The sequence below is a fragment of the Candidatus Planktophila versatilis genome, from assembly GCF_002288265.1.
In the GTDB taxonomy this organism is placed as follows: Bacteria; Actinomycetota; Actinomycetes; order Nanopelagicales; family Nanopelagicaceae; genus Planktophila; species Planktophila versatilis.
The window spans coordinates 364,124-382,904 of the sequence record NZ_CP016778.1; the positions used below are offsets into that span (position 1 = coordinate 364,124).

At 48.6% G+C, this 18,781-nt stretch carries 23 protein-coding genes and 2 tRNA genes; 21 read left to right on the forward strand and 4 right to left on the reverse strand.

All coding sequences use genetic code 11. From position 1 onward, the window contains the following. The first annotated feature begins 7 nt into the window (after positions 1-7). The 17 genes from holA (at position 8) to A1sIIB76_RS01955 (ending at position 14,501) form a co-directional block, all read left to right on the forward strand. Positions 8-958, forward strand: coding sequence for a DNA polymerase III subunit delta (gene holA / locus A1sIIB76_RS01875; protein WP_095696848.1), 951 nt, complete (start codon positions 8-10; stop codon positions 956-958). Positions 959-1,065: 107 nt separating this feature from the next. Then, positions 1,066-1,335: a 30S ribosomal protein S20 gene (rpsT, locus tag A1sIIB76_RS01880; protein ID WP_095674543.1), complete on the forward strand. Its 270-nt coding sequence runs from the start codon at positions 1,066-1,068 to the stop codon at positions 1,333-1,335. Positions 1,336-1,378: 43 nt separating this feature from the next. Continuing rightward, entirely contained in the window at positions 1,379-3,259 is a 1,881-nt protein-coding gene (gene lepA, locus A1sIIB76_RS01885) for a translation elongation factor 4 (protein ID WP_095674544.1), read from the forward strand. 1 nt (position 3,260) lies between these two features. After that, complete coding sequence (hemW, locus tag A1sIIB76_RS01890; protein ID WP_095696849.1) at positions 3,261-4,382, forward strand: radical SAM family heme chaperone HemW; 1,122 nt, start codon at positions 3,261-3,263, stop codon at positions 4,380-4,382. A gap of 26 nt (positions 4,383-4,408) precedes the next feature. Next, positions 4,409-5,149 carry an HrcA family transcriptional regulator gene (locus A1sIIB76_RS01895; protein ID WP_095674546.1) on the forward strand — a complete coding sequence of 247 codons (741 nt, stop codon included), beginning with the start codon at positions 4,409-4,411 and terminating at the stop codon, positions 5,147-5,149. After that, positions 5,149-6,252 carry a molecular chaperone DnaJ gene (gene dnaJ, locus A1sIIB76_RS01900; protein ID WP_095696850.1) on the forward strand — a complete coding sequence of 368 codons (1,104 nt, stop codon included), beginning with the start codon at positions 5,149-5,151 and terminating at the stop codon, positions 6,250-6,252. Before A1sIIB76_RS01895 ends, dnaJ begins: the two co-directional genes overlap by 1 nt. Then, on the forward strand, positions 6,253-6,969 hold the full coding sequence (locus A1sIIB76_RS01905) for a 16S rRNA (uracil(1498)-N(3))-methyltransferase (RefSeq protein ID WP_095696851.1): 717 nt from the start codon (positions 6,253-6,255) through the stop codon (positions 6,967-6,969). A 32-nt stretch (positions 6,970-7,001) separates the two neighbouring features. Continuing rightward, positions 7,002-7,985 carry a PhoH family protein gene (locus tag A1sIIB76_RS01910; RefSeq protein WP_095674549.1) on the forward strand — a complete coding sequence of 328 codons (984 nt, stop codon included), beginning with the start codon at positions 7,002-7,004 and terminating at the stop codon, positions 7,983-7,985. Between the two features lie 8 nt (positions 7,986-7,993). Continuing rightward, positions 7,994-8,428 carry an rRNA maturation RNase YbeY gene (gene ybeY / locus A1sIIB76_RS01915; RefSeq protein WP_095696852.1) on the forward strand — a complete coding sequence of 145 codons (435 nt, stop codon included), beginning with the start codon at positions 7,994-7,996 and terminating at the stop codon, positions 8,426-8,428. Further along, complete coding sequence (locus A1sIIB76_RS01920; protein ID WP_223298785.1) at positions 8,425-9,348, forward strand: hemolysin family protein; 924 nt, start codon at positions 8,425-8,427, stop codon at positions 9,346-9,348. Before ybeY ends, A1sIIB76_RS01920 begins: the two co-directional genes overlap by 4 nt. Beyond that, complete coding sequence (locus A1sIIB76_RS01925) at positions 9,341-9,652, forward strand: cytidine/deoxycytidylate deaminase family protein (RefSeq protein ID WP_095674552.1); 312 nt, start codon at positions 9,341-9,343, stop codon at positions 9,650-9,652. The genes A1sIIB76_RS01920 and A1sIIB76_RS01925 overlap by 8 nt, the downstream gene beginning before the upstream one ends. 33 nt (positions 9,653-9,685) lie before the next feature. Further along, on the forward strand, positions 9,686-10,474 hold the full coding sequence (locus tag A1sIIB76_RS01930; RefSeq protein WP_095696854.1) for a fumarylacetoacetate hydrolase family protein: 789 nt from the start codon (positions 9,686-9,688) through the stop codon (positions 10,472-10,474). After that, positions 10,471-11,934 (forward strand): glutamate--tRNA ligase, encoded by a 1,464-nt coding sequence (gltX, locus tag A1sIIB76_RS01935; RefSeq protein WP_095696855.1) that lies wholly within the window; start codon positions 10,471-10,473, stop codon positions 11,932-11,934. The genes A1sIIB76_RS01930 and gltX overlap by 4 nt, the downstream gene beginning before the upstream one ends. Before the next feature lie 58 nt (positions 11,935-11,992). Continuing rightward, a tRNA-Gln gene (locus A1sIIB76_RS01940) sits at positions 11,993-12,064 on the forward strand. Positions 12,065-12,106: 42 nt separating this feature from the next. Then, positions 12,107-12,179 (forward strand) — tRNA-Glu (locus tag A1sIIB76_RS01945). A gap of 30 nt (positions 12,180-12,209) precedes the next feature. Beyond that, the gene (locus tag A1sIIB76_RS01950; protein WP_095696856.1) at positions 12,210-13,607 is read left to right on the forward strand and encodes an FAD-binding oxidoreductase; all 1,398 of its coding nucleotides are present in this window, start codon (positions 12,210-12,212) and stop codon (positions 13,605-13,607) included. Positions 13,608-13,652: 45 nt separating this feature from the next. Further along, positions 13,653-14,501: a fumarylacetoacetate hydrolase family protein gene (locus A1sIIB76_RS01955; RefSeq protein WP_095696857.1), complete on the forward strand. Its 849-nt coding sequence runs from the start codon at positions 13,653-13,655 to the stop codon at positions 14,499-14,501. 5 nt (positions 14,502-14,506) lie between these two features. Here the strand turns inward: A1sIIB76_RS01955 and A1sIIB76_RS01960 are convergent, their stop codons facing one another. From A1sIIB76_RS01960 to A1sIIB76_RS01970, 3 genes are all read right to left on the reverse strand, one after another. Further along, a complete protein-coding gene (locus A1sIIB76_RS01960) occupies positions 14,507-15,058 on the reverse strand; it encodes a DUF4287 domain-containing protein (protein ID WP_095696858.1) in 552 nt (183 codons plus the stop codon). A 9-nt stretch (positions 15,059-15,067) separates the two neighbouring features. Further along, on the reverse strand, positions 15,068-15,583 hold the full coding sequence (locus A1sIIB76_RS01965; RefSeq protein ID WP_420021856.1) for a TIGR00645 family protein: 516 nt from the start codon (positions 15,581-15,583) through the stop codon (positions 15,068-15,070). A gap of 157 nt (positions 15,584-15,740) precedes the next feature. Continuing rightward, entirely contained in the window at positions 15,741-16,088 is a 348-nt protein-coding gene (locus A1sIIB76_RS01970) for a hypothetical protein (RefSeq protein WP_095696860.1), read from the reverse strand. 52 nt (positions 16,089-16,140) lie between these two features. Between A1sIIB76_RS01970 and A1sIIB76_RS01975 the strand changes: the two genes are divergently transcribed. From A1sIIB76_RS01975 to A1sIIB76_RS01985, 4 genes are read left to right on the forward strand one after another with little or no spacing between them, the layout of a single operon-like run. Beyond that, the gene (locus tag A1sIIB76_RS01975; protein ID WP_095693442.1) at positions 16,141-16,530 is read left to right on the forward strand and encodes a DoxX family protein; all 390 of its coding nucleotides are present in this window, start codon (positions 16,141-16,143) and stop codon (positions 16,528-16,530) included. Positions 16,531-16,538: 8 nt separating this feature from the next. Next, the gene (locus A1sIIB76_RS06985) at positions 16,539-16,676 is read left to right on the forward strand and encodes a DUF2256 domain-containing protein (protein ID WP_095674560.1); all 138 of its coding nucleotides are present in this window, start codon (positions 16,539-16,541) and stop codon (positions 16,674-16,676) included. Between the two features lie 55 nt (positions 16,677-16,731). Beyond that, positions 16,732-16,881 carry a hypothetical protein gene (locus A1sIIB76_RS06890; RefSeq protein ID WP_190277074.1) on the forward strand — a complete coding sequence of 50 codons (150 nt, stop codon included), beginning with the start codon at positions 16,732-16,734 and terminating at the stop codon, positions 16,879-16,881. Positions 16,882-16,902: 21 nt separating this feature from the next. Continuing rightward, positions 16,903-17,256 carry a thiol-disulfide oxidoreductase DCC family protein gene (locus tag A1sIIB76_RS01985; RefSeq protein WP_095696861.1) on the forward strand — a complete coding sequence of 118 codons (354 nt, stop codon included), beginning with the start codon at positions 16,903-16,905 and terminating at the stop codon, positions 17,254-17,256. Here the strand turns inward: A1sIIB76_RS01985 and A1sIIB76_RS01990 are convergent. After that, positions 17,253-18,743, reverse strand: coding sequence for a cryptochrome/photolyase family protein (locus tag A1sIIB76_RS01990; protein WP_095696862.1), 1,491 nt, complete (start codon positions 18,741-18,743; stop codon positions 17,253-17,255). The two genes, A1sIIB76_RS01985 and A1sIIB76_RS01990, sit on opposite strands and share 4 nt — an antisense overlap. Positions 18,744-18,781: the final 38 nt, after the last annotated feature.

Genomic DNA, 18,781 nt, shown 5'->3' on the forward strand with positions numbered 1-18,781 from the left:
GCAGATGATGAACGCTTTCTATCTCCTGCTCGGTCCGGAAGGAGCTCTCGCTGATCGCGCACTGGCCAAACTTCTAGCCCAACTTAAAGATGAGAACGCCGAAATCACAACAGTGAGTGCCGCCGATGCCATTGTGGGCGATATTGCAGATGGTCTTGCGCCATCGCTATTTTCCGAACGCCGCGCGCTGATTATTAAAGATTTGCAAGATTTGCCCGATGAATCAAAAGATGAAGTCAGTCGCTATCTAGATTCTCCCGATCCCACTATGACGGTGGTCTTTGTGCATAAAGGTGGCGTCAAAGGCAAGGCGCTGCTGGATGCAATCAAAAAAGTGAAGCCAGAACTCATTGCGTGTGAGGCGATGAAGAAAGAGGCTGATAAAGAGAGCTTTGTGAAAGATCTTTTTCTTGATGCTGGGCGCAAGGCAACACCAGGTGCCATCAAAGCTTTAGTGGGCGCACTGGGTAATGAACTGCGCGAGTTGCAATCAGCCGTTTCGCAAATCTCACTTGATGCACCAGCAGGTGCTATCGATGAGGCAATCGTTGATAAATTTCATCAGGGCAGAATTGAAACAACGGGATTTGATGTTGCCGATGCCACTATTGATGGCAATCTGCCGGTGGCACTTGTCACTCTGCGTAGTGCACTTGAAACCGGAACAGATCCAGTGATGGTCACATCCGCCATCGCATCATCGCTGCGTAGTTTGGCTAAAGTTTCTGGAACAAATAAAGGAAGCAAATCATTTGAATTAGCTGGTCAACTAGGAATGGCGCCCTGGCAGATTGATAAAGCCCGTCGTCAGTTGCAATCCTGGACACCTCGTGGAATAGCAACAGCCGTTGAAGCAATTGCTAAGGCAGATGCCGATGTGAAGGGGGCAGCATCGGATCCGATATTTGCCCTAGAAAAAGCGCTGGCGACCATCGCCGCCGCTCGCGCAGCGCGCTAATTTGAGGGCCATTTTCTCGATTTTGGGCTGATACCCCTGCGCTGATAACCTACCCCTCTGCACAAATCACAAGGTTTGGCTAAAAACACACAGACGGAGCTATCAACGTGGCAAATATCAAGTCGCAGATCAAGCGTATTAAAACAAACGAGAAGGCATACCTTCGCAACAAGTCTGTCTCATCATCTATCAAGACTGCTGTTCGCAAGTTCCGCGACGCAGTTGCCAAGGGTGATGCCGCAACAACAACTGCTGAACTACGCGCAGCTTCAAAGGCTCTTGATATTGCAGTTGCAAAGGGTGTTCTTCATAAGAACGCTGCTGCAAATAAGAAGTCTTCAATGGCTAAGGCTGCTGCTAAAGCCGGCGCACGTTAATTCATATCTATCAATTCACGATAGAAAGATAAAGGTCGCATAAGTGCCTGCAATATCCATTGCGAAGGCGCCGCAACCAGCAGCAACTAATCCAGCGCAGATTCGAAATTTCTGCATCATTGCCCATATCGATCACGGTAAATCAACGTTGGCCGATCGCATGCTCCAAATTACTGAGGTAGTGGAAGCACGCAATATGCGCGCCCAGTATCTAGACCGCATGGATATCGAACGCGAACGCGGCATCACCATTAAATCTCAAGCAGTTCGCTTGCCCTGGCGCAGCGCACTTGATGGCCAGGAATACATCCTGAACATGATCGACACCCCAGGTCACGTGGACTTCACCTATGAAGTTTCTCGTTCTCTTGCTGCCTGTGAAGGTGCGGTGCTGCTCGTTGATTGCGCCCAAGGCATCGAAGCGCAAACGCTGGCAAATCTGTATTTGGCGATGGAGAACAACCTCACCATTATTCCGGTGCTCAACAAAATTGATCTACCGAACGCCCAACCAGAGAAGTTTGCGGCAGAACTTGCTGGCCTGATTGGCTGCAAAGTAGAAGATGTATTGCGTGTTTCCGGAAAGACGGGCGATGGCGTTGCCGATCTTCTTGATCAAATCATCGCTCAAATTCCAGCACCTGTGGGAGATCCTGATGCACCTGCGCGCGCACTGATCTTTGATTCTGTCTATGACTCATATCGCGGTGTTGTTACCTATGTTCGCGTTGTCGATGGACACATTAAGCCGCGCGAGCAGATTCAAATGTTTTCTACCGGTGTTAAACATGAGGCACTTGAGGTAGGCGTGATTTCACCAGAACCGTTGCCATCTAAGGGTCTGGGTGTGGGCGAGGTGGGATATTTAATTACTGGCGTAAAAGATGTGCGCCAATCACGTGTGGGTGACACCATTACTAATTTTGTGCGGCCAACGAAAGATCCACTCGGTGGCTATAAAGATCCGAAACCAATGGTCTTCTCTGGTCTCTTCCCACTTGATGGCGCAGATTTTCCAGTGCTGCGAGATGCGTTAGAGAAATTACAGCTCAACGATGCTGCCCTGGTCTATGAACCAGAGAGCTCAGCCGCGCTCGGCTTTGGTTTTCGTTGCGGCTTCCTTGGCCTATTACATATGGAAATCGTGCGCGAACGTTTAGAGCGTGAAGCAAAACTGAATCTTATTTCAACGGCGCCAAACGTGGTCTATCGCGTGACGATGGAAGATGGCAAAGAGTTTGTTGTGACCAATCCTTCTGAATTTCCTGATGGCAAGATCAATAGCGTGAAAGAGCCAATTGTGAAGTCAACGATTCTGGCACCGGCCGAATTTATTGGCGCCATCATGGAGCTCTGCCAAGAGCGCCGTGGCGTCTTGCTTGGGATGGATTACATCTCCGAAGATCGCGTGGAAATCCGTTACACCTTGCCGCTTGCTGAAATTGTCTTTGACTTCTTTGATCAACTAAAGAGTCGCACCCGCGGCTATGCCTCCCTTGATTATGAAGAGCTCGGTGATGAAGAAGGTAATTTGGTCAAAGTCGATATCTTGCTGCAAGGTGAAGCAGTTGATGCCTTTAGCGCCATTGTTCACCGCGATAAGGCCTACTCCTATGGCGTGATGATGACCGGCAAATTACGTGAACTTATCCCACGTCAACAATTTGAAGTTCCTATTCAGGCAGCGATTGGCTCTCGCATTATTGCCCGTGAATCTATTCGTGCAATCCGTAAAGATGTTCTGGCAAAGTGTTATGGTGGAGATATTTCACGTAAGCGCAAACTTCTGGAGAAGCAGAAGGAAGGTAAGAAGCGGATGAAGATGGTGGGACGCGTTGAAGTTCCACAAGAAGCCTTCGTTGCAGCCCTTGCCACCGATGCTGATATCGCCAAGATTAAAGCAGCGCGCAAGCTCGAATCCTAAAGTGATGCTCTCGTTCTACGTTCATATTCCCTACTGCGTTAGACGCTGCGGGTATTGCGACTTCAATACCTACACGCCATCAGAGCTCCAAGATGGGGCAACGCTAGAAATAGTCTCCGGTGATTACATCGATGCCGTGCTCAAAGAATTGGCAGCAGCCCCACTAGATGAAGTGCCGACAATCTTCTTTGGTGGCGGAACACCATCGCTACTACCGCCAAAAGATTTGGGCCGGGTTATTACCGCAATTAAAGAGCGTAATGGCCTCACCGAAGATTGTGAGATTACCCTTGAGGCAAATCCAGATTCGGTGACGCAAGAAAAGTTGGATCAGCTGATTGCAGCGGGTTTTAATCGCATCTCCTTCGGTATGCAATCATCTAATCCAGAAGTGTTAAAAGTTCTAGATCGCACCCACAATCCGGAGAATGTTCGCAAGGCTGTTGATATGGCGCGCGTAGCAGGATTTTCTTCCGTTTCAGTCGATCTGATTTATGGCAGCCCCGGAGAGTCATTGGCTGATTGGGCGGCAACTATCAAAGAAGCGCTCTCACTTGATATCGACCACATCAGTGCTTACGCACTCATTGTGGAAGAAGGCACAAAGTTAGCTGCCCAGATTAAACGCGGTGAATACACCATGCCCGATGATGATTTGATGGCTGATATGTATTTACTCATTGATCAACAGTGCTTACAAAAAGGTTTGAAGTGGTATGAACTTTCAAATTGGTCAAAGCCTGGCCATCAATGTCGACACAATATTGCGTACTGGAAATCAAGTAACTGGTGGGGACTTGGCCCAGGTGCACATTCTCATATTGACAGTAAACGATTCTGGAATGTGAAGCACCCCAATGCCTATAAAGAGAAGGTCTTTGCCGGTGATTCACCGATTAAAGATTCTGAACTGTTAACTGATGATCAGAGGAAATCTGAATACATCATGCTCGCACTTCGCATGCCAGAAGGTGTGAAGAAGGCGGCACTGACTGTGGCGCAATACGAGCGCACGATGGAGTACATCAAGAGTGGGCATGTGATTGAAAAGCACGATGCGCTGGCGCTGACCCCGACGGGTCGCTTGATTGCCGACCGCCTGACACATGAAATGCTCCGCTAAGGCGCACCGGTTAAGATTAAGACCTCATGACTACCGATAGACGCCTAGAGATTCTTCGAGCAATCGTTGATGAATATGTAGAGACCCAAGAACCGGTGGGCTCAAAGGCGATTGCTGATAAACGCGCTCTTGGTATTAGCCCGGCAACTATTCGTAATGAGATGGCAGTACTGGAAGAAGAAGGCTTTATAACCCAGCCTCACACCAGTGCCGGGCGCATACCAACAGATCTTGGATACCGACTCTTCGTCGATAAGTTATCAACGATTAAGCCACTATCCACCGCCGAACGTCGCGCCATTGAAACATTTCTTGGTGGTGCACACGATCTAGATGACGTTGTAAAGCGCAGTGCGAAGTTACTTGCAGATATCACCAAGCAGGTAGCAGTTGTGCAATACCCAATTCTTGGTGATTCTCACGGCCGCGACATGATGGCTATCTCAGGAACGGCTAACCTTGCCCGTTCGGGTGATGATTTAGGTTCCACCCTTTCTCCTATTCTAGAAGCGCTAGAAGAGCAGGTAGTTTTGCTGCGCCTGCTTAGTGATGCTCATCCCACCGTGCACGTAACTATTGGAAGTGAACAGCACGAAGCAAACTTGCAGACAACTTCGCTTGTCACCGTGGGCTATGGCCAAGGCGAATCACCAATGGGGGCGCTAGGAATCATTGGCCCCACTCGTATGGATTATGCAGGATCAATTTCGGCAGTCTCAGCTGTTGCTCGCTATATCGGTCGATATATCACTGAGGGTTCAAGGTAATGGCTGATTACTACGGCTTGCTTGGTCTTGATCACGGTGCATCACAAGATGATATTAAGAAGGCCTATCGAAAAATTGCCCGCGAACTACACCCGGATGTTAATCCTGATCCAGAAGTTCAGAATAAATTTAAAGAAGTGACTGCTGCCTATGACACCTTAAGTGATCCACAAAAGCGTCAGCAATATGACATGGGCGCACAAGGTGGTTTTGGTGGCGGATTTGGTGGTGGTGGATTTAGCGACATCATGGATGCCTTCTTTGGTGGCGGTGGAAATCGCGGACCACGTCCACGTATGCGCCAAGGACAAGATGCCTTAATTCGCATTGAAGTAGATCTCTTTGAAGCGTGCTTTGGGGTGGAGCGTGAAATTACCTTGGAGTCAGCAGTTGTATGTCAAAAGTGCACCGGGCAGGGAACAGCTAATAACAGCGCGCCATCAATGTGTCCGGTCTGTAAAGGTCGCGGTGAAACACAGTTTGTGCAGAAGTCATTCCTTGGTCAAGTGATGACATCTCGTCCATGCAATAACTGTTCTGCCTACGGTTCGGTGATTACCGATCCTTGTCGAGAATGTGCCGGCGATGGTCGAGTACGTGCTCGCCAGACAATTAATGTGAAGATTCCGGCTGGTGTTGAGACCGGAAATAGAATTCAAATGGCAGGACGCGGAGAAGTAGGCGCCGGCGGGGGACCAGCAGGTGATCTCTATGTCGAAATTGTGGAGACTGACCACGACTTCTTACTTCGTGATGGCGATAACTTACATATCGCGATTGAAGTTTCCTTTACCGCAGCTGCCATTGGCACCACCGTGAAAGTTGAAACTCTAGAAGGTCCGGTCGACCTACAGATTAAGGGCGGCACGCAGAGCGGGGCCACACTTCCAATCAAAGGCAAGGGTATGACTCGCCTTCGCACCACCACACGTGGGGACTTGATTGTCCATGTTGATATCGCAACCCCGCATAAGTTATCTAGAGAACAAGAGAAGTTACTCAAGGAATTTGCGCAATCACGTGGTGAAAAAGCGGGCGATGTGAAGATTAAGGGACATAAAGAGGGTCTCTTTACTAAATTTAGAGATTCATTCGGTCGCTAAGTGCTCACTCTTTTCTTTGTTGATGATCTGCCCACCACAGTGGGCACCAAGTATGAATTTGCGAATGAGGATGCCAACCACGCTATTCGCGTGCTGCGTATGCAAAGCGGTGGTTACTTCAACTTAAGTGATGGCAAAGGCAGATGGTCCCACGTTGAGATTCTGGAAGTACATAAGAAACATCTGACAGTTACTGTCCTTGAATCCGGATTCCAGGAGCCACTTGAATCTACCTTCACCATCATTCAAGCGATCCCTAAGGGTGATCGCATAAAGGAAGCAATTGAACTCTGCACCGAAGGGGGCGCCGATCGCATTGTGATGTGGAAAGCAGCGCGAAGTATCGGAAAATCTGAAGACAAAATTGAGAAGTTACAGAACACTGCCAGGGAGGCAAGTAAACAATCGCGTCGATTTAGGATTCCTGCTGTTGTTGGGGTGGCAACGACTGCCAACATCATCGATGAGATTGCCAAGGTTGATCTGGCAGTTGTTTTTCATGAAAGCGCCACGATGAAACTTTCCCAAGTGATAGTTCCAGGGGCGAAGAAGATTGCCATCATTATTGGACCCGAAGGTGGGTTAACAGATGATGAAATCGATGCTTTTGCAGCAGCTGGTGCAAAGGTTGCGCTCATGGGGCGCCCAATTCTGCGCTCGGCCCATGCCGGGTTAGCCGCACTTTCTGCCATCAACACATCGCTTTCCGTGTGGTGAATTCACCCTATTAACGATAGATTTTCAGTTATATGGAACGCCTGTTGATCACGGTACCTCCCGCCATCTCGATGGTTTCACTGCTCGGAATAAGCGATGCAAATATGTTGGCAATCGAAGCCGCATTTCCTTCAGTCAATGTCACCGTGCGCGGCAATGAAATTACCTTGCGTGGTCCTCATATTGATTGCATTGCGATGGAAAAGCTCATTACCGAGATGATGGTCGTTATTCGCTCTGGTCAAACGTTAAATGTGGATGCGGTCTCGCGCAGCATTGCCATGTTAGAAGCGATCCCAGAGCAGAGTCCGGGCGAAGTACTTTCACTAAATATTGTCTCTAATCGCGGTCGCACCATTAGACCTAAGACTGCCAATCAAAAGCTCTATGTCGATGCGATTGAAGAGAACACCATCACCTTTGGAATTGGCCCAGCTGGAACCGGAAAGACATACCTTGCAATGGCAAAGGCTGTTGCTGCGCTGCAAGCGAAGAAGGTTAACCGCATCATTTTGTCACGTCCGGCTGTTGAGGCGGGAGAGAAGCTCGGCTTCTTGCCTGGAACGCTCAATGAAAAAATTGATCCATACCTGCGGCCTCTCTTTGATGCGCTGCACGACATGATTGATATTGATTCAATTCCGCGCCTGATGCAATCAGGCGTGATTGAGGTAGCACCGCTTGCCTTTATGCGTGGTCGCACGTTAAATGACTCATTTATTATTCTTGATGAAGCACAGAACACAACGCCAGAACAGATGAAGATGTTCTTAACTCGCCTTGGCTTTGGCTCAAAGATGGTTATTACCGGCGATGTCACTCAGACCGATCTTCCCAACGGTCAGCGTTCCGGTCTTGCCATTATTCGCGACATCTTAAATGGCGTTGATGACATCTCCTTTATGGAGCTCACCGCAGATGACGTAGTTCGACACCGACTTATTGGTGACATTGTGAAGGCATATGATGCTTACGATGCAACCAAATCGGCTCCTCGTTCACTTCGTAGCAACTAAGTCCTGTCATGAGCGTTGAGTTAACAAATCGTTCTGGGGCTTTGGTGCCAGAAAAGCAGATGCATTCACTGCTTGATTTTGGTATCACCTATATGGAACTTCATCCGGATTGCGCCATCTCTCTCACCTTCGTTGATGTCACCGAGATGGAAGAGCTCAACATCAAATGGATGGATGAATCTGGACCGACCGATGTGCTCTCTTTTCCCATGGATCTTCCAGAACATGATGGTGAGATTGTGACTCTTGGTGACATTGTTATTGCACCAGCTGTTGCAGCTAAGCAAGCAAAAGATGCCGGTCACAGCACTGAAGCAGAAATCTATATCCTTGCTACCCATGGCCTGCTTCATATCCTTGGTTATGACCACGCAGATCCTGATGAAGAGAAAGTAATGTTTGCCCTGCAAGAGAAGATTGTGAAGGAGTGGTCACAGAAGTGAACCAAGTTCGAAAGAGCATCAGCCTTGCCCTGGCATTTATCTACACCCCGATTGCTAAGAGTGTGATTGCACTCGGTAATCTCATTACTCCCGATAAAGGATTTAAGTGGGGCCTATTTACCAACGAGAACGAGTTCCGAGAACTGATGGATCACGCCCACGTTCAAGGCCTGGTGGAATCTGATGAACACGAGATGCTACAAAATGTATTTGAACTAGGTGACACCTTGGTGCGCGAACTGATGGTCCACCGCACAGATATGGTCTGGATAGAACGAGATAAATCACTGCGGCAAGCACTTTCATTGGCGCTGCGCTCTGGGTATTCACGTATTCCAGTCACCGGTGAAAACATCGATAACGTGATTGGTATTGCCTATGTGAAAGATTTAGCTAAGCGCGCCTTAGATCACCATGAGGCAGAGACCACCGAAAAAGTAGAGCAGCATATGCGCCCTGCTGTCTTTGTTCCAGAAAATAAAGAGGCGGCAGAGCTCTTAAAAGAGATGCAGCGCGATCAGATTCACTTAGCAATCGTGGTCGATGAATACGGTGGCACCGCAGGCATTATTACGATTGAAGATATTATTGAGGAAATCGTGGGCGAGATTGCCGATGAATATGACGATGGCATTGAAGAGTTTAATTGGATATCAGAGACAAAAGCGCGCGCCAAGGCTTCGATGCATATTGAAGATTTAGCCGATGAACTTAAAATTGAGATGGACCGCGACGAGTTTGAAGATGTAGATACGGTGGGTGGATATATGGCTGAAAAACTTGGCCGCGTTCCGATCGCTGGTTCGACCATCAACTTACATGGTTACTCCATTACCTCTGAGCGCCCCTTAGGTCGCCGTCGCCGAATTAGCTCAGTTATTATTGAGCGGCTGGATAAGGAGGTTGATGAGCATGAATAATCCAGAAGATGCAAAGCTGGTCACCCTTGCCACATCAACTCTTGCTCGCAGTGGAGCAGAACAAGCGGCAGCGCTGCGTGATTCAACCGGGCGCACCTATGTGGCAGTCAATGTCACATCACCATCACTGAACCTCGATGCCTTTGAAGCTGTGCTCACAGTTGCCCTCGCATCTGGAATTTCTGGAATTGAAAGCGTGGTGGCAACTGGATCAAGGCCTGAAAATGTGAAGGCAATTAAAGACTTCACACCAAGTGCGACCGTATTTTTCGTTGCAGTGAGCGGAGAAGTTATCTCGCTTTAGGCATCTGGCGCTAGGAAAAGATAAGATTGTCCAATGCGCGTCGTTCGATTTACTCCTCAACCTGATGCTGGACTAGGAAACGACCCACTCTTTGGAATCCTGGAAGATGATGATCAGATAACAATCATTTCCGGAGATCCGATTTATCACGGTATTCAAAAAACGGCAGCAAGAGTGGAGCTGGCAAAGGTGCGACTGTTGGCCCCGGTCATCCCGCGCTCAAAGATTGTCTGCGTGGGAAAGAACTATGCCGACCACGCCGCTGAAATGGGCAGTGAAGTTCCGACAGAACCCATCATCTTCTTAAAACCAAATACATCAGTCATTGGCCCCGGCGACACCATCGTCTGGCCGGCGATGGCGCCAACGATTGATTACGAAGCAGAGCTGGCAATTGTTATTGGTCGAGTGTGTAAAGAGGTTCCGAAGGAGCGCGTGAAAGATGTGATCTTTGGCTACACCTTGGCAAATGATGTAACTACGCGTGAGCTACAAAAGCGCGATGGCCAATGGACTCGTGCTAAATCATTCGACACATTCTGTCCTTTAGGTCCATGGATTGAAACTGAGTTTGTGCCTGGTACCCAGCGCATCTCACTGACTGTTAATGGTGAAATCAAGCAAGATGCATCAATTTCACAGATGATGTTCGGTATTGAAGATATCGTCCACTTTGTTACCCAAGTGATGACCTTGCTACCTGGAGATGTGATCATTACTGGAACACCTGCTGGAATTGGTCCGCTACCTGAGAAATCTACCGTCACAGTTTCTATTGAAGGCCTGGGCGAGTTAACAAATAAAGTGAGTGCGCGCCCATGAGTACAAAGAGAGCAGTCAAAGTTCGCTTTGCGCCATCGCCAACGGGTGATTTGCACGTTGGAAATATTCGCACCGCACTCTTTGATTGGGCATATGCCCGTCACACCGGCGGCACATTCTTATTCCGAATTGAAGATACCGACACCACTCGCGTTACCGATGAATATATTCAGGCAGCCATCGACACACTTAAATGGCTTGGCTTGCAATGGGATGAAGGTCCAGAAGTAGGTGGAGTTAATGGCCCTTACCTGCAATCACAGCGACTTGATATCTATGCCGAGTGGGCGCAGAAGTTTCTTACCCAAGGCGATGCCTATCACTGCTACTGCTCACCAGATGAATTAGAAGCGGTGCGTGAAGGACAGCGCAAAGCAAATGTGGCACCGGGCTATAACGGACACTGCCGCGACTTAACTGCCGAGCAGATTGCCGCCTTTAAGGCGCAGGGCCGAGAAGCGGTAGTGCGTATGCGGATGCCTGATGGCAGCACCACCTTTACTGATGAGATTCGCGGAGATGTCACCTTCGATCATAAGTTTGTGCCGGACTTTGTCTTGGTGCGCGCAGATGGTTCACCTCTTTATACACTCGCCGTTGCTATCGATGACATCCTCATGGGTGTTACACATGTACTGCGCGGAGAAGATTTACTTTCATCAACCCCGCGCCAGATTCGCGTCTATCAAGCGATGGGCGTTAAGTTAGAAGATTACCCAGTCTTTGCCCACCTTCCCTTTGTGATGGGCCAAGATAACGCCAAGCTCTCTAAGCGAAATGGTGAAGTATCTATCGCCTGGTATCGCGAACAAGGTTATTTGCCAGAAGCAATCTGTAATTACCTAGCACTGCTTGGTTGGTCACCTGGCGATGATCGCGAAAATATCACTATGAAAGAACTCACCGAGCTTTTTACTGTGGAAAAGGTGCATTCATCACCTGCTCGCTTTGATATGAAAAAGCTGGAGGCGATTAACGGCGATAAAATCCGAGCGCTCTCACTCGAAGAGTTCACCACCTGGACCCTGCCCTTCTTGATAAAAGCCAACGTGATTGCCGGAAGTGCTGAAGAAATCGAGCTAGTAAAGCAGGCGCTACCTCTAATTCAAGAGCGCATCGTTAAGCTTGATGAGGCGCCAGCGCTGCTACGTTTTCTTTTTGTGAAAGAGTTTGCAGTCGACCCAGATGCGGTGGCAAAGATTAGCGATGATGCAGCCAAAGATATTCTTAAGCGCTCAAAGAAAGAGCTAGAAGCCTTGGCTGATTGGAACCACGAATCGATTGAAGGTGCTCTGCGCACCTCGCTGATCGAGGAGTTGGGACTCAAGCCACGTATTGCATTTACCGCACTTCGTATTGCAACAACAGGTAGCACCATCTCCCCACCTTTATTTGAATCGATGGAGTTACTTGGTAAAGAGGCCTGCCTGACTCGTATTTCTGCAGCTCTGGCTCTGTAATTTCTGCCGTGATGGTGGGGTAAACTTCTCACCTTGCCACAAGGAGAAAAATCAATATTGGGGTATGGGGTAATTGGCAGCCCTGCTGATTCTGGTTCAGTAAGTCTAGGTTCGAGTCCTGGTACCCCAGCTAATACAACTAAATATGTTTGTCCTAGTTATTTTTTGGCACGGCCCCGTCGTCTAGCGGCCTAGGACTCTGGCTTCTCAAGTCAGCTACGAGGGTTCGAATCCCTTCGGGGCTACAGTAAGGCACTAACATCTACGGAGATGAGATGGCATTGGCGATAACAGCGCGCGTTGACCTTAACGCCGAACAAGTTGCTGCTCTCTCATTGCTGGTGAGTGGGCGAATCTCACAAAATCAATCTGTGCTTGATGCACATGGGCGCGATGAATCAGCATTCCCGCCAGTGCAACCATCGGCGGTCGTCACCGTTAAATCCACTGAAGAAGTTTCAAAGGTCCTTGCTTATTGCAATCAAGAGAAAATTCCGGTTGTCGCATTCGGTGTTGGCTCTTCCTTAGAGGGACACGTCCTGCCACTCTTTGGCGGAATTTCACTGGATCTAAGTGAGATGGATCAGATTCTTGCCATTTCTCCGGATGACTTGACCGTCAAAGTACAAGCGGGCGTCAAGCGTATGGCGCTTAATAAGAAGTTATCTTCCGAAGGCTTGTTCTTCTCGGTAGATCCTGGCGCCGATGCCACTATCGGTGGAATGGCATCAACTGGAGCAGCTGGAACAACGACAGTGCGTTATGGCTCCATGCGAGAAAACGTCTTAAAGCTCACTGCAGTACTTGCAGATGGAACGATTTTAGAAGTGGGGCGCGAGACCCGAAAGCTCTCCGCTGGCTATGACCTTACTCGTCTGATTGTTGGCTCCGAAGGAACGTTAGCGGTCATTACCGAAATTACCTTACGTCTCTTTGGAATTCCAGAGAAGATGGCTTCTGCCGTTTCTTGCTTTGCCTCCCTGGAAGATGGCGTGCAAGCAGCGATTGCGATTGTGCGATCAGGTGTTGCCATCGCGCGCTGTGAATTTCTTGATGCGCAGTCGATTAGGAATGTAAATCACCACGACGGAATATCTCTTCAGGAAGCGCCCACATTGCTCTTTGAATTTCATGGTTCTCCGCGTGGTGTGGAAGAAGATGCACAATTGGTGCAAGAAATCACCAGTGAATTTGGTGGAACTGACTTTAAGTGGACGACCGAAGAGGGCGAACGAAGAAAATTATGGCAAGCGCGTCATAATGCCTATTGGGCAGGAATTGCAGCACACCCAGGAAAGCGTGGCATCAGTACTGACGCCGCTGTTCCACTGTCAAAACTGGCACAAGCTGTTGCGGTATCAGAGAAGTTACTCAAGGAATCTGGTTTCCCCTTCTCAATTCTGGGACATGTGGCAGATGGTAATTTCCACTCGTTTATCATTACCGATCCCACAAAGCCAGAAGAGTTAGAACAGATACGTGAACTCACCCACGAGATGACTTCTCAGATTATTGCAATGGGGGGCACGTGTACGGGCGAACATGGAATCGGTGCCGGCAAGATTGATTCATTGGTAGAAGAAGCGGGTGCGGCTTCGGTTGCGGTGATGCGCGCGATTAAGGCCACCCTTGACCCCAACGGCATTTTGAATCCTGGAAAGATATTTAGCTAATTTTATTTTCTAGGTTTTTTGAAAGTGTTGATGTAGAGTAAAAGTATGAAGATAGCAAGATTTGGTAAAATTGGTTCAGAGCGCCCAGCGGTAATGATCAGCGATAACAGGGCTGTCTATGTCGATTCTCTGATTAAAGATTGGAATCGAGATGAGCTTGAAGCCGGGGCGCTTAAAAAAGTGCGCGCTGCAGATCTCTCCCTCCTTGAACCATTTGATATTGCAGGCCTGCGTATTGGCAGCCCCGTAGCACGCCCCACCAAGCTCATTTGCATTGGACTTAACTATGCGCGCCATGCCGCTGAATCAGGAATGACTCCACCACCAGAGCCGGTTGTATTCATGAAGGCACCCGATTGTTTAGTAGGACCCAATGACGACATCGTTATTCCACCGAATTCAACAGCTACTGATTACGAAGTAGAACTTGCAATTGTGATTGGAAAGCGCGCACTGTATTTAAAGAGTGAAAGCGAAGCTCGCGACTACATTCTTGGATACTCCATAGGTCAAGATGTCAGCGAACGCCACTGGCAAATTGAGCGGGCCGGACAATGGGTTAAGGGTAAATCTTTTCCAACCTATAACCCGATGGGTCCTTTCATTGTTACCGGCGATGAGTTCGAACCCGATGATGTGCGCGTGTATTGCACAATCGATGGCGAGAAGCGCCAAGATTCACGCACTAGCGATCTAATTTTCGGAATCAGCCACATTGTTTGGTATGTCAGCCAATTTATGGAGCTACATCCAGGAGATATCATCAACACTGGAACTCCAGAAGGTGTGGGATTTGGCTTTAAGCCACCTAAGTACCTACGTGCAGGCCAAGAAGTGATTACTGGTATTGAGGGCATTGGTGAAATTCGCTCAAAGACTGTGGCGCACAGCTAACTCATTTACAGCTGGGCAACACGAGTCTTTGCAATAGCTACCAATAACTTGGCATCGACATCCCAATCAACGGGAACCTGAATCGTCTTCTTATTTACTTTGTATTCTGTGAGCTTAGGTGCGAACTTAGCGATGATTCCATCACCCCACGGACCAATTAAAAGATGGTTTTTCAATACTGAAACACCCAGAATGTAATCTTCGCCCAACTTCAGCATTGGGTGATTCCAGGCAATGACGACTTTCATTTCGGGGTAGTGGTTCTGTATTGCTTTAAAGATTGCCTTCACCGTCTTCTTCTTCACCGCATCGTGCGGCTCAAGATAACTTGTCAGAGTCGTAAACCGCTTTGAAGTACTCGAACCGCGGTGGGACATGACCACTGCATTAGCGTGTGCCTGACTAAAGCCATGCTCTTGCCGCAAGTAGGCAATCTGGGCTGGATATTTATAAGCGTCCAGATCTTTAAGGCGCGCAAACCAATAAGACATCGGCTGTCCATACTTCTTCTCTATTGCAGGAAAGAAAGCGGAGCGATCTCCGGACTGTGTTGCCATAAGTGAACTCTAGCGCTGAGACTTATGCCGATCAGCCATCATATCCATCAGCGCAAAGAGCACTCCGGAGACAACGAATGTCATATGAATACCAATGCGCCATCCTTCACGCTTGGCATCAAAAGTACCTTCTTGCATAAAGTCTTTGAGAAGTTCAATGACTGAGATTGCAACCAATGAACCAATGAGCTTGATCTTGAGGCCGCTGAAATCAACGTGACCCATCCAGTGTGGACGATCTTCAGAGCCTTCCGCAATTGCCATCTTCGAAACAAAGTTTTCATACCCAGCAAAGAGCACGATGATGATCAAGTTGGCCAGTAGCACTGTGTCGAGAAGTTCAAGTACTTCAAGAGTTACTTCTCCGGTTGTGAGATCTGTCAGGTGAGTCATCATGTGCCAGAAGGCGTCAAAGAAGCGGAACAAGATTGGTACTAGGGCAAGTGCGAGTCCTAAATACAGGGGAGCAAGCATCCAGCGACTGGCAAAGATAATCTTTTCAATCAATCTTTCTAACATCTTCACATGACCTCCGAGTTGGCTCGCCCTCGAGTGAAGGCATGCCGAAATTATTACAGCCACCTACCCGACTTCTTGGGAAAAAGGGCAACATGGCTTACTAATATTTCCTGAGAATCCCTTTTCCACGAGAAACCATGCTCACTCTGCCGTCGAAAGTGAACTACGGCAGCCGCACCACCTTCTGCACTATCTCTTCGGCAGTTGCCGTAGCACCTAACTCAACGCTGACGTTGGTAGCAAAGCCGCGCAGTGTGGCCTCTGACAACAAGACCATCTGCGCTGCAATATCTGTCATCCAATAAAAAGCGCCCGGACCCACTTGTTCAATCAGCTCAGCTGCTTTCTCAAGTGCTTCATCACTGAATTTTTCAGAATCATTGCGATTATCAGCTAGAACTCGTAAGAGATATGCACGAATATCGGTGGCATCACGGCGCACCTGTTGATGTCGATCGAGGATTTCAGTTAACTCACGATCCATCGCCTTATGTCGAAACCAGTTGAACATGAGCTGACTCTAAATCTGGGCACTGACATCAGGTCAGAACTATGCTCTGCCCATGACACTGGCAACCCGCGCCCTGGCAGCGATGCTGCTCATCGCTGGTATTGCCCACTTCATCGCTCCTAAATCACTTGATGCCATCGTTCCGGCATTCCTACCTGGTGGCCCACGCCTCTGGACATACTTAAGTGGCGCGGCCGAGATTGCAATCGGGCTGGCGCTCCTAGCGCCACTCTCAATGAAAATCGGCACAATATCTATTCGATTACTTGCTGCCTATGCCGCACTCTTTCTCTTTATCGCCGTCTATCCTGCCAATATCAAGATGGCTATCGATTGGCGTGATCGCCCGATGCCTTATCCACTCATCGCTTTCGCACGGCTACCTCTGCAATTTGGATTGTTCTATTGGGCGTGGTCAATAATTAAAGCGTTAAAGCGGTAGCTATAGATATGAAAGCAAAGACCAAGAACGGATTTGCCCCCAAAGTCTGCCTTCGTTGCAATCTGGAATTTGAATGGCGAAAGAAGTGGGCTCGCGATTGGGAGAATGTGAAGTATTGTTCCGAGAAATGTAAAGCAGGTAAGTAGCTGTAGTATCGGCCAGTAGTGAATCAGGAAAGACTAATTAGGGAAGAAGGAAATCATGGGAGCTTGTCAGTGCGGTCACACCAGAGATGAAGAGAAGAATTGCGATGGAACACATAAGGTCGTAAAGGCCGTCAAAGAAGATTTAGCTGTGAAGTTAGAGGCTGCTGGCTTTCCACACGCCTCTGAATTTGTGAAGAATAACTAAAGCCCTTTTCGCTGGGCCATCATGGGAGCTCATGAAATAACAGTTATCTATGATGGCCAGTGTCAGTTATGCCAGAACTCTATTTCTTGGGTAGGTAAGAAATTAGTAATTACCGCTCTAGATTTTCACAGTACAGACCTCGCTCAATTCCAATTGAGCACAGAGCAATGTTCGCGTGAGGTCTTTGTGATCACCGAAGGCAAGCGTTATAGCGGTGCGCAAGCAGTTGCCTTCTTGCTTAAAGTGCGAGGAAACACGGTTCTCGCAACACTGCTTACTATTTCTGGCCCCGTTGGTCGCACTGGCTATCGCTGGGTTGCCGGCAACAGAAACTCATGGCCGGTCAAGGCTCTTTCCAGGATTTTAGAAAACTAAATCGTCCCTTGCTCTAAGCCTTTGAGTACTTCTTGTGCGCGCAGCTTAAGTTCTGGCAGATCACTTAAGCGATTGAGTCCATACACCTGTTGGCTCATGCGATGGTTTTTAGCAAAAGTTTCTTTATGACGGTCGAGAAAATCCCAATACAAAGTCGTAAAGGGACATGCCTTAGCGCCGACTCGTAACTTTGGGTCATAGACGCATGGTTTGCAGTAGTTAGACATACGAGAGATATAAGCACCGCCTGCGGCATAAGGCTTAGTCATCATCTTTCCGCCATCTGCATGAACTCCCATACCAATCACATTGGGCACCATCACCCATTCGGTGGCATCGATAAATACTTCGCGCATCCAATCAAGGAATTCCTGCGGGTTTGTGCCGGTGACTAGCGCTAAGTTGGAGAGCACCATCAGCCGTGGAATGTGATGCACCCAGGCGCGATCTTGGATATCGCCCACTATCTCTTTCATGCAATTCATCTGCGTGGCAGACGGGTCAGAAAAGAGTGGCAGTAGCTTTCTGGTGGCAGCTAACTGATTGTTGTTGCGGTAATCAGGGCCTAGAAACCAATACATGCCATTGACATACTCACGCCAGCCAATGAGTTGGCGGATGAAACCTTCAGCTGATGCAATCGGAATGGAACCTGTCTTAAATGCCTTCATCGCAGCGTGAATGACTTCACTTGGATGCAAGAGGCCATTGTTGAGATAAGGAGAGAGAAGTGAATGATGCAGCGCCCAGTTATCAGTAGTCATGGCATCTTCTAGCGGGCCAAATTCGGCGAAGTGATTGTCAATAAAGTTCTTGAGCACTTTGAGGGCGCCTGTGCGAGTCGTGGCCCAGGTTGTTGTTGGCGTGTGAGAAAGCTCGGCAGCCACTTCTAAATCAATCTCATCTCGCTTATGTTCTAGATAATCCGGCCCCTCATATTTCTTAGGTGGCGGCAGCCGATTCTCTTTATCAAAATTCCAGGCGCCACCTTCAGGCTCTTTGCCATCCATCAGAACATTTAGCCGGGTGCGCTGCTTGCGATAGAAGTTCTCCATCAAATATGACTTTTGCTCATCAGCCCATTGTGCAAAGAGCGGGCGAGGAGTTAAGAAGAAATCATTGTCAATAAATTCCGCGCCATAGCCTTGAAGCGCTTCATACTGCCTAAAGGAGCTGGGCTCGGCGCAGATGACGGCAAGTGCTGCATATTTCTCTGCAATCTCTTTCAAGCCATCGATCGTGGTCGGCGCTTTGATGTATTTGACGGTGAAACCTTCGGTCTCTAATGATTGTGCAAAGTGGCGAGCGCTAGAGATAAGAAAGAAGAGCCGCTCTTGATGCCAGTTGCGCCCAGTTGTCATGCGGGCACTTTCGACCATGACAATCAGATCAGTGGCTGGGTCGGCCTCTTTTAAGGCGCCAAAGTTGCGGTGCAGATGGTCGAAAGGGATATAGATAATCCGCTTATATGCATCAGCTCTCGACATGAGGGCAATGGTAGGTCAGTGCGCTTCAGGAGTTTAAT